This is a genomic window from Streptomyces sp. NPDC085460 (assembly GCF_044541975.1).
In the GTDB taxonomy this organism is placed as follows: Bacteria; Actinomycetota; Actinomycetes; order Streptomycetales; family Streptomycetaceae; genus Streptomyces.
Genome location: NZ_JBITTO010000003.1, coordinates 227,599 through 240,579, shown reverse-complemented (window position 1 = coordinate 240,579; position 12,981 = coordinate 227,599). Strand labels below are relative to the sequence as shown.

Sequence of the window (12,981 nt, the reverse complement as noted above, 5' to 3'; positions counted from 1 at the left end):
TGGGTTCCGTGGAGCGCACCGTCGTCCGCTGTGCCGAAGGGCACGTGTTCAGTACCGCCTCGTTTCCGCTTCAGCAGCTCGGTGCCGGGCGGATCGGGCCCGGGCGGCTCATCCGGTGTCCGCGGTGCGCGCGGTTGAGGCATGCGGTGCCGGTGGAGGTTCAGCAGCGCTGAGCTGGGTGAACCGAGGGGGCGCGGAGCCGGTCCCGATTGGGGAGGTCCGCGCCCCCTGCGTATCGTGGGGGCGTGCTTCTCTCAGACAAGGACATCCGGGCCGAGATCGACGCCGGGCGGGTGCGCATCGACCCGTACGACGAATCCATGGTGCAGCCGTCCAGCATCGACGTGCGTCTCGACCGCTTCTTCCGGGTGTTCGAGAACCACCGCCACCCGCACATCGACCCCGCCATCGAGCAGCTCGATCTGACGCGTGAGGTGGAGCCGGAGGGCGACGAGGCGTTCATCCTGCACCCGGGCGAGTTCGTGCTCGCCTCGACGTACGAGGTCATCACCCTGCCGGACGACATCGCGTCGCGCCTGGAGGGGAAGAGTTCTCTCGGGCGGCTCGGGCTCGTGACGCACTCCACCGCCGGGTTCATCGATCCCGGGTTCTCGGGGCACGTGACCCTGGAGCTGTCGAACCTCGCGACCCTGCCCATCAAGCTCTGGCCGGGGATGAAGATCGGGCAGCTGTGCATGTTCCGGCTGAGCTCGCCCGCCGAGTTCCCCTACGGCAGCGAGCGGTACGGCTCCCGTTACCAGGGGCAGCGGGGGCCGACGGCGTCCCGCTCGTACATGAACTTCCATCGGACCCAGGTGTGAGGCGGTAGCCGGACATGAGTGAAGTACGCGAGAACCTGACGTACGAGGGCTTCGGGACGGCCGTGCGCGAGCTGGCGCAGACCATCGCCGACGACGGCTACGAGCCCGACATCGTCCTCTCCATCGCGCGCGGCGGCGTCTTCGTCGCCGGCGGTCTGGCCTACGCCCTCGACTGCAAGAACATCCACCTCGTGAACGTGGAGTTCTACACGGGTGTGGGGACCACGCTGGAGATGCCGGTCATGCTGGCGCCCGTCCCGGACGCGATCGACTTCTCCGACAAGAAGGTCCTGATCACGGACGACGTGGCCGACACCGGCAAGACGCTCAAGCTCGTCCACGACTTCTGTGTCGACCACGTCGCCGAGGTCCGCTCCGCCGTCATCTACGAGAAGTCCCACTCCCTCGTGAAGTGCGAGTACGTCTGGAAGAAGACGGACGAGTGGATCAACTTCCCCTGGTCGGTCGAGCCGCCCGTCGTGAAGCGCGAGGGACAGGTCCTCGACGCCTGAGCCGCCTGAGCCGCCTGCGCCGACCCGCCTGATACGCGAAGGAGCCCCCTGAGGTCAGGGGGCTCCTTCGCGTATCGGGCAGGGTGGCGGGCCTTACAGCGTGCCCAGCTTGATCAGGCTCAGGAGGACCGCCAGCTGGATCGCCGAGGCGCCGAGCGCCTTGGGCCAGGGGAGGTCGTGGGAGCGGCTGACCATCAGGGTGAAGAGGACGCCGGCGGCGAGCCAGGTGGCCCAGCCGATGACCTGGACCAGGCCGTTCCCCCCGCCGAGGAAGACGGCGAAGAGCAGGCGCGGGGCGTCCGTGAGGGTCATGATCAGCATGGACAGGCCGACCGTCGGCTGCCATGCTCCGTCGCCGCCGAGCTGGCGGGCGAGCGTGTGGGTGACCGCGCCGAAGATCAGGCCGCCGACGACGAAGCCGACGCCCGTCATCAGGACGTACGAGAGCGTGGTCCCCAGCGTCGCGGTCTCCTCGCGCGCCTGGTCGAAGCCGAAGAGCGCCAGCAGCCCGTAGAGGAAGGTGACGGTCAGGGCCGGGCCCCAGACCGCGTGGTCGCGCATCCGGAGGAAGGTGTCCGCCGGGCGCAGCACGATGCCGCTCAGCAGGGCCTTCCAGCCGAGGCGGGGGCCGACGGGCGCCGGGGGAGCCTGGTAGCCGCCCTGCGGGCCGTAGGGGTCGTCGACGCTGAACATCTGGGTGTGGCCCGGGTTGTTCGCCGTCGCCGCGTGGGGGTGCTGCGCGTGCGGGTCGCCGAAGTACTCGGGCTCCCCGTACGGCTGCTGCTGCGGCGGCTGTTGCTGCCACTGCTGCTGCGGGTACGCCTGCGGGGGCGCCGCGTCGTACCCGTACGGCGCCTGCTGCGGGCGATGCTGCTGCGGTCGATGCTGTTGCGGGGGGCGGTTGTCCCGGCCGCGTCCGTTCCTGAATCCAGCCACGTCATTGAACGTACCCGTTCGTGCGGCACGCCCGCTCCTTCGGTGCTGAGCTGTGACATCCCCTAGGGGGTCACAGGGTCGCCGGACGGTCGCGCGGTCACTGTTACAAAACGGACGTATCGCCTCAATGTGTGGTCCGTAGCTTCGGTCGGGTCAGCAGCGAAACCCCTCTGGAGTTCTCCATGCTTCTCAACCGCCGTAGCCGAGTCCTGCGCACCGCCGCCGTCGCCACCGGCACCTCCGTCGCGCTCCTCCTCTCGGCCGCCGCCGCCTTCGCCGACGACGCCTCGGGCTCGGGCGACCCGGGGGCCGCCGTGCGGGAGCAGGTCTCCGGCTGGCCGCTGCCCGACGGGTCCACCGCCCAGGTGCGGCAGACCGGGGAGGGTTCGTACAGCGCCGACATCGTGGGCCGGGACGGCGTGCTGATCGGCAGCCTGTCGAGTACGGGCGGCCGGCCGGCGTACGCGGAGAACAACGGGCTCCACATCGTCCTCCAGCCCGACGGGACCGTGAGCTCCTGGATGGACCAGGTCCCCGCGCCCGTACCCCCCAAGCCCGAGCCGAAGCCCGAGCCGAAGCCGGCGCCCCAGCCGAAGCCCGCCCCCAAGCCCGCCCCGAAGCCCAAGCCCGCCCCCAAGCCCGCTCCCCGGGCTCTCCCCAAGGCAAAGCTCGCGGACGGCACCGTCGCCACCTTCGCCAAGCACGGCAAGAACGGGCCCCGCGTCCAGGTGTCCCTCGTCAACGGCAAGCGCGTGGCCACCGTCGACCCGAAGCACCTCACCGTCCAGCACCGCGGCTGGACGTACAAGCTCGCCGTGCAGCCCGGAAAGCAGCAGTACCGCTTCGTCGTCGTGGACACCCCGAAGCGGGGCGGCAACAGCTGGGTCTACGACCTGAACGGCAAGCTCGTCGCCACGTACCACGCCCAGAAGCGGTGAGAACGTGAAGAAGGGCCGCCCCACCAGGTGGGGCGGCCCTTCTTCACGCGCGCGTGGCTACGCGGCCGGCTCGGGCTCCGGCTCGTCCGCGGGCTCCGGCTCCGGGTCGACCGGCGTCTTCACCGAGTCGAGCAGCAGCTGGGCCACGTCCACGACCTGGAGGCTCTCCTTCGCCTTGCCGTCGTTCTTCTTGCCGTTCACGGAGTCCGTGAGCATGACGAGGCAGAACGGGCAGGCGGTGGAGACGATGTCCGGGTTGAGGGAGAGGGCCTCGTCGACGCGCTCGGTGTTGATGCGCTTGCCGATGCGCTCCTCCATCCACATCCGCGCGCCGCCGGCGCCGCAGCAGAAGCCGCGCTCCTTGTGGCGGTGCATCTCCTGCTGGCGCAGGCCCGGGACGGCGGACATGATCTCGCGCGGGGGCGTGTAGACCTTGTTGTGGCGGCCCAGGTAGCACGGGTCGTGGTAGGTGATCAGGCCGTCGACCGGGGTCACCGGGATCAGCTTGCCCTCGTCGATGAGGTGCTGGAGCAGCTGGGTGTGGTGGATGACCTCGTACTCGCCGCCGAGCTGCGGGTACTCGTTGGCGATGGTGTTGAAGCAGTGCGGGCAGGTCGAGACGATCTTCTTCGCCGACTTCGGCTTCTTCGTCTCCGGGTCGTCGTCGTCCTCGCCGAACGCCATGTTCAGCATGGCGACGTTCTCCTGGCCGAGCTGCTGGAACAGCGGCTCGTTGCCCAGACGGCGGGGGGAGTCACCGGTGCACTTCTCGTCGCCGCCCATGATCGCGAACGTGACGCCCGCGATGTGGAGCAGTTCGGCGAACGCCTTGGTGGTCTTCTTGGCGCGGTCCTCCAGGGCGCCGGCGCAGCCGACCCAGTAGAGGTAGTCGACCTCGGACAGGTCCTCGATGTCCTTGCCGACGATCGGGACCTCGAAGTCGACCTCCTTGGTCCACTCGACGCGCTGCTTCTTGGCGAGACCCCAGGGGTTGCCCTTCTTCTCCAGGTTCTTCAGCATCGTGCCGGCCTCCGACGGGAAGGCGGACTCGATCATGACCTGGTAGCGGCGCATGTCGACGATGTGGTCGATGTGCTCGATGTCGACCGGGCACTGCTCGACGCAGGCGCCGCAGGTGGTGCAGGACCACAGGACGTCGGGGTCGATGACGCCGTTCTCTTCCACGGTGCCGATCAGCGGGCGCTCGGCCTCGGCCAGGGCCGCGGCGGGGACGTCCTTCAGCTGCTCCTCGGACGCCTTCTCCTCGCCCTCCATGGTCTTGCCGCCGCCGGCGAGCAGGTACGGCGCCTTGGCGTGCGCGTGGTCGCGCAGCGACATGATGAGGAGCTTGGGGGAGAGGGGCTTGCCGGTGTTCCAGGCGGGGCACTGCGACTGGCAGCGGCCGCACTCGGTGCAGGTGGAGAAGTCGAGGAGGCCCTTCCAGGAGAACTGCTCGACCTGGGAGACGCCGTAGACGTCGTCCTCGCCCGGGTCCTCGAAGTCGATCGGCTTGCCGCCGGTCGTCATCGGCTGGAGCGCGCCCAGCGCGGTCTCGCCGGTGGCGTTGCGCTTGAACCAGATGTTCGGGAAGCCGAGGAAGCGGTGCCAGGCCACGCCCATGTTGGTGTTCAGCGAGACCACGATCATCCAGATGAACGAGGTGCTGATCTTCACCATGGCGGTGAAGTAGATGAGCGTCTGGAGCGTGGAGAGGGACAGGCCCTTGAAGAGCAGGACGAGCGGGTACGAGGCGAAGTACGCGGCCTCGTAGTGCTCGACGTGGTGGATCGCGCCCTCCAGGCCGCGCAGCACGTAGATCGCGAGGCCGATGGTGAGGATCACGTACTCGACGAAGTACGCCTGTCCGGCCTTGGAGCCGGCGAAGCGGGACTTGCGGCCCGCCCGGGAGGGCAGCGACAGCAGCCGGATGACGATCAGGGCGGCGATGCCCAGGATCGTCATGACGCCGATGAACTCGATGTAGAGCTCGAAGGGCAGGAAGCCGCCGATGACCGGCAGGGTCCAGTCGGCCTGGAAGAGCTGGCCGAACGCCTGGGCGAGGGTCGGCGGGAGGGTCAGGAAGCCGACCGCGACGAACCAGTGCGCGAAGCCGACGATGCCCCAGCGGTTCATCCGGGTGTGGCCCAGGAACTCCCGGACGAGGGTGACGCTGCGCTGGTAGGGGTTGTCCGTGCGGGTCCCGGCCGGGACCGGCTGGCCCAGCTTGAAGTACGCGACGAACTGGCCGATGGCGCGAGCGAGCAGGGCAACGCCGACCACGGTCAGCGTCAGCGACACGATGATCGCGGCGAGTTGCATGACGGGCTCCTCGGGCGGGCCTGGGGCGCTGCGGGGGCGGCCTGTGCTCGCCGTGCCCTCACCTTCGCCCTGAGCCTACTAAGCGGTAACTTAATTAGTCCGTGCTGAGATTACCGGTCGGGGCGCCGCACTTGTAGCGGCCCTCGCGGTGATCTGTGTCGCTCAGGCAAGCCTTGCCGGACGGGCCGAGGCGCGCCGGAGACGACGTCGGCGGACTGCTGGAAGCGTACGCGCCAGAACGGCCAGGTCCATGCCGAGCCAGTGGTGGTCCACATAGTGGAGGTCGAGCAGCTCGCGCTCCTCCCAGGGCAGGTCGGAGCGGTCGCTGATCTGCCACGGTCCGGTCAGCCCCGGGCGCACGGAGAGCCGGCGGCGGGTCTCGCCCGCGCACTCCCGGTGGGTGGGGGAGAGCGGGCACGGGCCGACGAGCGACATCTCGCCCCGGACGACGTGCAGCAGCAGCGGCAGCGCGGCCAGCGGGCTGCGGGTGCGGAAGGTCAGCATCGTGAAGGGCCGGCCGTCCAGGCCGGCCACCGTGCGGCGGCGCAGCAGCGGGGCGCCGCCGGAGGGCGGGGCGGCCAGGGTGAGCGTGAGGGCGACGGCGCCGAGGAGCGGGGAGAGCGCGAGCAGCAGGGCCGTACCCCCCAGCAGGTCGAAGGCGCGCTTGAGGTCCGTGCCGCGCCGTGGCCGGCGGGTGACGTGTGGGCGGGTGTGGTGGGTGTGCTGCGTACGGTTCGCCGTCATGCCCCGGACCCCTCCGGCTGAGATCATGGGATGTTCGTGGAATATGCCCGCTTTGCCCGACACGGGGCACCAGGACTCTCCCATTTCCCGCCTCCGCAGTCAGGGAACGACGCGCTCCTCGCGTCTCTTTGAGCGATCGGGCCGACGAAGAGTTGAGTCACCTCGACTCAGGTCTGTTGACGTCGGCCATCCCGTCGTGCATCCTTGAGTCAGTTCCACTCAAGTCAGTCAGCTGGAGGAATCGAAATGGCACGTGCGGTCGGCATCGACCTGGGTACGACTAACTCCGTCGTCAGCGTTCTGGAAGGCGGCGAGCCCACCGTCATCACCAACGCCGAGGGCGCCAGGACCACGCCGTCCGTCGTCGCCTTCGCCAAGAACGGCGAGGTGCTCGTCGGCGAGGTCGCCAAGCGCCAGGCGGTCACCAACGTCGACCGGACCATCCGGTCCGTGAAGCGCCACATGGGCACCGACTGGAAGATCGAGCTGGACGGGAAGAACTTCAACCCGCAGCAGATGTCCGCCTTCATCCTCCAGAAGCTGAAGCGCGACGCCGAGGCGTACCTGGGCGAGAAGGTCACCGACGCGGTCATCACCGTCCCGGCGTACTTCAACGACTCCGAGCGCCAGGCCACCAAGGAGGCCGGTGAGATCGCGGGCCTCAACGTCCTGCGCATCGTCAACGAGCCGACCGCGGCCGCCCTGGCCTACGGCCTCGACAAGGACGACCAGACGATCCTCGTCTTCGACCTCGGTGGCGGCACCTTCGACGTGTCCCTCCTGGAGATCGGCGACGGCGTCGTCGAGGTGAAGGCCACCAACGGTGACAACCACCTCGGTGGCGACGACTGGGACCAGCGCGTCGTCGACTACCTGGTGACCCAGTTCAAGAACGGTCACGGCGTCGACCTGGCGCAGGACAAGATGGCCCTCCAGCGCCTCCGCGAGGCCGCCGAGAAGGCGAAGATCGAGCTCTCCTCCTCGACCGAGACCTCCATCAACCTGCCCTACATCACGGCCTCCGCCGAGGGCCCGCTGCACCTGGACGAGAAGCTCACCCGCGCCCAGTTCCAGCAGCTCACCTCGGACCTGCTGGAGCGCTGCAAGGTCCCGTTCCACAACGTCATCAAGGACGCGGGCATCGCCCTCTCCGAGATCGACCACGTGGTCCTGGTCGGCGGCTCGACCCGTATGCCGGCCGTCGCCGAGCTCGTCAAGGAGCTGACCGGTGGCAACGAGGCCAACAAGGGCGTGAACCCGGACGAGGTCGTCGCCATCGGCGCCGTCCTCCAGGCCGGTGTCCTCAAGGGCGAGGTCAAGGACGTCCTGCTCCTCGACGTCACCCCGCTGTCCCTCGGCATCGAGACCAAGGGCGGCATCATGACCAAGCTCATCGAGCGCAACACCACGATCCCGACCAAGCGGTCCGAGATCTTCACGACGGCCGAGGACAACCAGCCGTCCGTGCAGATCCAGGTCTACCAGGGCGAGCGCGAGATCGCGGCGTACAACAAGAAGCTCGGCATGTTCGAGCTGACCGGCCTCCCGCCGGCCCCGCGCGGCGTCCCGCAGATCGAGGTCGCCTTCGACATCGACGCCAACGGCATCATGCACGTGACCGCGAAGGACCTGGGCACGGGCAAGGAGCAGAAGATGACCGTCACCGGCGGCTCCTCGCTGCCGAAGGACGAGGTCGACCGGATGCGCCAGGAGGCCGAGCAGTACGCGGAGGAGGACCACCGCCGCCGCGAGGCCGCCGAGTCCCGCAACCAGGGCGAGCAGCTCGTCTACCAGACGGAGAAGTTCCTCAAGGACAACGAGGACAAGGTCCCCGGTGACGTGAAGACCGAGGTCGAGGCCGCCGTCGCCGAGCTGAAGGAGAAGCTCAAGGGCGAGGACAGCGCCGAGATCCGCACCGCCACCGAGAAGGTCGCGGCCGTCTCCCAGAAGCTCGGCCAGGCCCTCTACGCCGACGCGCAGGGCGCGCAGGCGGCCGGCGCCCCCGCCGGTGAGGCCAAGGCGGACGACGACGTGGTCGACGCCGAGATCGTCGACGACGAGCCCAAGAAGGACGGCCAGGCGTGAGCGAGGAGACCCCGGGCTTCGAGGAGAAGCCCGACGTCCCCTCCGGCGACAGCGCCGACACCGCTGAGGCCGCCGAGGCCGCCGAGTCCACCGAGGACAAGGCGGCCCCGGCCGGGGACGCGAACAGCACGCCGGCGGCCGACGCCGGCCTCACCGCCCAGCTGGACCAGGTCCGCTCCGCGCTCTCCGAGCGCACCGCCGACCTCCAGCGGCTCCAGGCCGAGTACCAGAACTACCGGCGCCGGGTCGAGCGGGACCGGGTCACGGTCAAGGAGATCGCCGTCGCGAGCCTCCTGTCCGACCTGCTCCCGGTCCTCGACGACATCGGCCGCGCCCGCGACCACGGCGAGCTGCTCGGCGGCTTCAAGTCGGTCGCCGAGTCGCTGGAGACCGTCGTCGCCAAGATGGGGCTCCAGCAGTTCGGCAAGGAGGGCGAGCCCTTCGACCCGACGATCCACGAGGCCCTGATGCACTCGTACGCACCGGACGTCACCGAGACGACGTGCGTCGCGATCCTGCAGCCTGGGTACCGGATCGGCGAGCGGACCATCCGGCCCGCCCGTGTGGCCGTCGCCGAGCCCCAGCCCGGGGCGCAGGGCAAGGCCGAGGAGCCGGAGGACGCCGGCACGTCCGGCGCGTCCGAGCAGGACAGCGAGTAACAGCCGTACCCGCGTGCGGGAGGAGGGACGTCGATGAGCACGAAGGACTTCGTCGAGAAGGACTACTACAAGGTCCTCGGCGTCCCCAAGGACGCCACCGAGGCCGAGATCAAGAAGGCGTACCGGAAGCTCGCCCGCGAGAACCATCCGGACGCCAACAAGGGCGACACCAAGGCGGAGGAGCGCTTCAAGGAGATCTCCGAGGCGAACGACGTCCTCGGTGACCCCAAGAAGCGCAAGGAGTACGACGAGGCGCGCGCCCTCTTCGGGAACGGTGGCTTCAGGGCCGGCGGTCCCGCGGGCGGCGGCTCGTTCAACTTCGACCTGGGGGACCTCTTCGGCGGCGGTGCCCAGGGCGGAGCCGGCGGCTTCGGCGGAGGCGGGGGCGGAATCGGGGACGTCTTCGGCGGACTGTTCAACCGAGGCGGCGGTACGGGTGCCCGCACCCAGCCCCGCCGCGGCCAGGACATCGAGTCCGAGGTGACGCTCAGCTTCACCGAGGCCATCGAGGGCGCCACGGTGCCGCTGCGCATGTCCAGCCAGCAGCCGTGCACGGCCTGTTCGGGCACCGGCGACAAGAACGGCACCCCCCGGGTGTGCCCGACCTGCGTCGGCACCGGCCAGGTCTCGCGCGGCAGCGGCGGCGGCTTCTCGCTGACCGACCCGTGCGTGGACTGCAAGGGCCGCGGCCTGATCGCCGAGAACCCCTGCGAGATCTGCAAGGGCTCCGGCCGGGCCAAGTCCTCGCGGACCATGCAGGTCAGGATCCCGGCGGGCGTCTCCGACGGGCAGAAGATCAGACTGCGCGGCAAGGGCGCCCCGGGCGAGCGCGGCGGGCCGCACGGCGACCTGTTCGTCGTCGTGCACGTCGACGCCCACCCGGTCTTCGGCCGCAAGGACGACAACCTCACCATCACCGTGCCGGTCTCCTACACGGAGGCCGCGCTCGGCGGCGACATCAAGGTGCCGACCCTCGGCGGCCCGCCGGTCACCCTCAAGCTGCCCGCCGGCACGCCGAACGGCCGGACCATGCGCGCCCGCGGCAAGGGCGCGGTCCGCAAGGACGGCACCCGCGGCGACCTGCTGGTGACGGTGGAGGTCGCGGTGCCCAGGGAGCTGGACGACAAGGCCCGCGAGGCCCTGGAGCAGTACCGGACGGCGACCGCCGACGCGGACCCCAGGGCGGAGCTGTTCCAGGCGGCGAAGGGAGCGTGACGCGGTGGACGGACGCAGACGCAATCCGTACGAACTGACCGACGAGACCCCGGTGTACGTCATCTCGGTGGCGGCCCAGCTGTCGGGGCTGCATCCGCAGACCCTGCGCCAGTACGACCGCCTCGGCCTGGTCTCGCCGGACCGCACGGCCGGCCGGGGCCGCCGCTACTCGGCCCGCGACATCGAACTGCTCCGCCAGGTGCAGCAGCTGTCGCAGGACGAGGGCATCAACCTGGCCGGAATCAAGCGCATCATCGAGCTGGAGAACCAGGTCGCGGCGCTCCAGGCCCGCGTCGCCGAGCTCTCGTCCGCCGTCGAGGGCGCGGCCCTCGCGATGCGGCAGCGCGAGGCCCAGGTGCACGCCTCGTACCGGCGCGACCTGGTCCCGTACACCGACGTGCAGCAGGCGAGCGCGCTGGTGGTCTGGCGGCCGGCGCCGAAGCGCGGCGAATAGCCACCCACACGTGAGGGCCCCTCCCCGGCCGGGGAGGGGCCCTCACGTGCGTTCTCAGATCAGCTCCCGTCCTGGGAGGGGCCCTCACGCGCGTCTCAGATCAGCTCGCCGATGATGTCGCCGAGCGTCTCCCACCAGGGCGAGGCGCCGGTGCCGAAGGCGGCGGCCAGCGCGGTGCCGACGGCGAGGTCGAGCGGGGTGGGCTCGACGCCCTCGTCCCACTCGTCGATCACCCGCCCGTCGCCGCTGGAGCTCAGCAGGCCGAGCGCCCGCCCGTCCCGGCTGAGCCGGCTCTCCCCGTACGAGCAGGGCACGAGCCGGTAGCGGACGCCGCCGGCGCGGACGTCCACCCGGTACGAGCGCCGCAGCAGCCGGCCCCGGGCCGGGCGGATCGAGGCGGGCGCGCCGTCGACGGTGAGCGTCAGCAGCCCGCCCTTCCGGGTGCCGATGGGCGTGTGGGCGTCGGCCGGGGTCCCGGCCGTCCGGACGAGCTCCACGGAGGGCAGTCCCTCCCCGGAGACGAGGAGGGTGCCGGCGGGGCCGTCGAGCGTGATGTGTGCGTGCACGGTGGTCAGTCGTCCCGTTCGAGAAGGCCGGACCGGGCGATCAGGTAGCCGAGCTGCGCCCGGCTCCCGCTGCCCAGGGTGGCCGCGAGCTTGGCGATGTGGGCCCGGCAGGTCCGCACGTTCATCCCGAGGCGGCGGGCGATGGCCTCGTCGACGTGTCCTTCGACGAGGAGCCGGGCGATGGAGCGCTGGACCCCGCCGATGCCGTCCACGGCGGGGCTGTAGGGGACTTCCTCGTCCCACGGGACCGCGTGCAGCCAGAACTGCTCGAAGACGCCGACGAGATACTGGACGAGGCCCTCGTGGCGCAGTTCGAGCGCGACCTGGCGGTCGCTGCGGGCGGGCACGAAGGCCACCTTGCGGTCGACGATGATCAGCCGGTCGACGATCTCCTCGAGGGTGCGCAGGGTGAGGCCGTAGGGCGCCGCCCGCTCGACGTAGGCGAGGGTGGCGGGGTGGTGGCGGGCGGTGTGCTGGTAGAGGGTGCGCATGGTGACGCCGCGGTCGAGCAGCGGCTCCATGCGGCGCAGGGCCTTCTCCAGGGTCTCCGGGCGCCGTCCGCTGCCCGGCTGGATGGTGAGCAGTTCGACGGCGCACTCGCCGGTGGCCCGGTCGAGAGCGGCGTTGATGACGCTGAGTCCTTCCAGGACCGTGATCGCCTGGGTGGCGGAGGGGTCCTGGGTGTGGATGGCCATGAACGGTTCGAAGGCGTCGGCCAGGGCGACGGCGTGCTGCCGGCGGGCCTGGATCTCCTGCTCGATGGGGCGGATGAGCTGGCTGAGCGCGATCGAGGCGGGCACCGGGTGCAGCCACTGGCTGTCGTCCGGGTCGGGGTGGAGCAGCTCCATGTCGGTCAGGCAGGGGGCGGCCGCGGCCTCGGAGCGGGGGATGCGGCCCCTGCGGAGAGCGTTCGCGTACAGCTCCTTCCCCACGTCGCACAGCTCACCGTGACTGTGGTTATGGGCTGATATTTCGCCTTCTCGCCCCATGTGCACCCCCCTCAGGGTCATGAATTACAGGAACATGATGCCCGGCGTGGGTGGTGGAAGGGGATGCGCGTGAGCCATCGTTCTAGGCGCGGGGGAGGTAGTGATCAAAAGAGGTGGAGATCGGCCATGACCAGGATGGTTCGTGCACTTAGCGCCATAGCCGTTGCGGCGGCTGCTCTTGGCGTCCTCGCCGGGATCGGTGAGCCCTCATGGGAGAGCACGCCGGCGCACTCCGTGCTGGCGCAGCCGGGTGAGCCCTCGTGGGAGAGCGCTCCCGCGGAAGCCCTGCTCGCGTCTCCCTCCGAGCCTTCTTGGGAGATCGCCCCCAAGGGCGCGAGCGCATGACGGTGCCTCCGGACGACCGGGTCTTCCGCAGGGAGATGGCTTCGGCCTACCGGTCCGGGTGGCACTTCATCGATCTCGTCACGGCCATCCCCCACCGTGGCGACTCGCTGAAGGTCACCCTGTTCGGAGAACCTGTGGTCGTCGCACGGGAGCAGGACGAGGACGTCAGGGCCTACCGGTGCCTCAGACGCCCGCGCGGCGCGCCGCAGCCCATTCGCTGTGCCGTCCGGTACGGCATGATCTTCGTCAACCTCGACCAGCGGGACCACCAGCTGATCGAGCCCGAGACCCTCACCGCCACCCCCCGCAGTGCCTGAGCGATGCCCCCGTCGTTCTAGATCGCTCAGGTGCTTCCCCCACACAACGGCGCCATCGCGGACCTGAAACGCGATGGCGCC

13 protein-coding genes are annotated in these 12,981 nt (G+C 70.1%); 8 read left to right on the top strand and 5 right to left on the bottom strand.

Translation table 11 applies throughout. The features are described 5' to 3' along the window. Positions 1-245 precede the first annotated feature (245 nt). Complete coding sequence (gene dcd / locus ACIGHB_RS08890; protein ID WP_046910319.1) at positions 246-821, top strand: dCTP deaminase; 576 nt, start codon at positions 246-248, stop codon at positions 819-821. A gap of 14 nt (positions 822-835) precedes the next feature. After that, positions 836-1,333, top strand: a complete 498-nt coding sequence (locus ACIGHB_RS08885) for a phosphoribosyltransferase (protein WP_024755952.1) — start codon at positions 836-838, stop codon at positions 1,331-1,333. Between the two features lie 93 nt (positions 1,334-1,426). Here the strand turns inward: ACIGHB_RS08885 and ACIGHB_RS08880 are convergent, their stop codons facing one another. After that, complete coding sequence (locus tag ACIGHB_RS08880) at positions 1,427-2,269, bottom strand: Yip1 family protein (protein ID WP_360307105.1); 843 nt, start codon at positions 2,267-2,269, stop codon at positions 1,427-1,429. Positions 2,270-2,451: 182 nt separating this feature from the next. Between ACIGHB_RS08880 and ACIGHB_RS08875 the strand changes: the two genes are divergently transcribed. After that, a complete protein-coding gene (locus ACIGHB_RS08875) occupies positions 2,452-3,207 on the top strand; it encodes a hypothetical protein (RefSeq protein ID WP_399910826.1) in 756 nt (251 codons plus the stop codon). 57 nt (positions 3,208-3,264) lie between these two features. On the opposite strand, the gene ACIGHB_RS08870 is transcribed toward ACIGHB_RS08875, so the two are convergent. After that, a complete protein-coding gene (locus tag ACIGHB_RS08870) occupies positions 3,265-5,526 on the bottom strand; it encodes a (Fe-S)-binding protein (protein WP_399910823.1) in 2,262 nt (753 codons plus the stop codon). A 162-nt stretch (positions 5,527-5,688) separates the two neighbouring features. Further along, complete coding sequence (locus ACIGHB_RS08865) at positions 5,689-6,270, bottom strand: sugar transferase (RefSeq protein WP_388876860.1); 582 nt, start codon at positions 6,268-6,270, stop codon at positions 5,689-5,691. A gap of 246 nt (positions 6,271-6,516) precedes the next feature. Between ACIGHB_RS08865 and dnaK the strand changes: the two genes are divergently transcribed. The 4 genes from dnaK to ACIGHB_RS08845 are packed head-to-tail and all read left to right on the top strand — an operon-like array spanning position 6,517 to position 10,683. Further along, positions 6,517-8,355 carry a molecular chaperone DnaK gene (gene dnaK / locus ACIGHB_RS08860; RefSeq protein ID WP_360307093.1) on the top strand — a complete coding sequence of 613 codons (1,839 nt, stop codon included), beginning with the start codon at positions 6,517-6,519 and terminating at the stop codon, positions 8,353-8,355. Then, positions 8,352-9,014: a nucleotide exchange factor GrpE gene (gene grpE, locus ACIGHB_RS08855; RefSeq protein ID WP_360307090.1), complete on the top strand. Its 663-nt coding sequence runs from the start codon at positions 8,352-8,354 to the stop codon at positions 9,012-9,014. The genes dnaK and grpE overlap by 4 nt, the downstream gene beginning before the upstream one ends. Before the next feature lie 33 nt (positions 9,015-9,047). Further along, positions 9,048-10,229 carry a molecular chaperone DnaJ gene (dnaJ, locus tag ACIGHB_RS08850; protein ID WP_360307087.1) on the top strand — a complete coding sequence of 394 codons (1,182 nt, stop codon included), beginning with the start codon at positions 9,048-9,050 and terminating at the stop codon, positions 10,227-10,229. A 4-nt stretch (positions 10,230-10,233) separates the two neighbouring features. After that, positions 10,234-10,683, top strand: coding sequence for a heat shock protein transcriptional repressor HspR (locus ACIGHB_RS08845; RefSeq protein WP_360307084.1), 450 nt, complete (start codon positions 10,234-10,236; stop codon positions 10,681-10,683). Between the two features lie 95 nt (positions 10,684-10,778). On the opposite strand, the gene ACIGHB_RS08840 is transcribed toward ACIGHB_RS08845, so the two are convergent. Together ACIGHB_RS08840 and ACIGHB_RS08835 are read right to left on the bottom strand one after the other, a co-directional pair. Continuing rightward, entirely contained in the window at positions 10,779-11,249 is a 471-nt protein-coding gene (locus ACIGHB_RS08840) for a hypothetical protein (RefSeq protein WP_360307081.1), read from the bottom strand. Positions 11,250-11,254: 5 nt separating this feature from the next. Continuing rightward, a complete protein-coding gene (locus ACIGHB_RS08835) occupies positions 11,255-12,259 on the bottom strand; it encodes a helix-turn-helix transcriptional regulator (RefSeq protein ID WP_360307078.1) in 1,005 nt (334 codons plus the stop codon). Between the two features lie 320 nt (positions 12,260-12,579). Here ACIGHB_RS08835 and ACIGHB_RS08830 point away from each other — a divergent pair, with 320 nt between their 5' ends. After that, on the top strand, positions 12,580-12,900 hold the full coding sequence (locus ACIGHB_RS08830; RefSeq protein WP_360307075.1) for a (2Fe-2S)-binding protein: 321 nt from the start codon (positions 12,580-12,582) through the stop codon (positions 12,898-12,900). Positions 12,901-12,981: the final 81 nt, after the last annotated feature.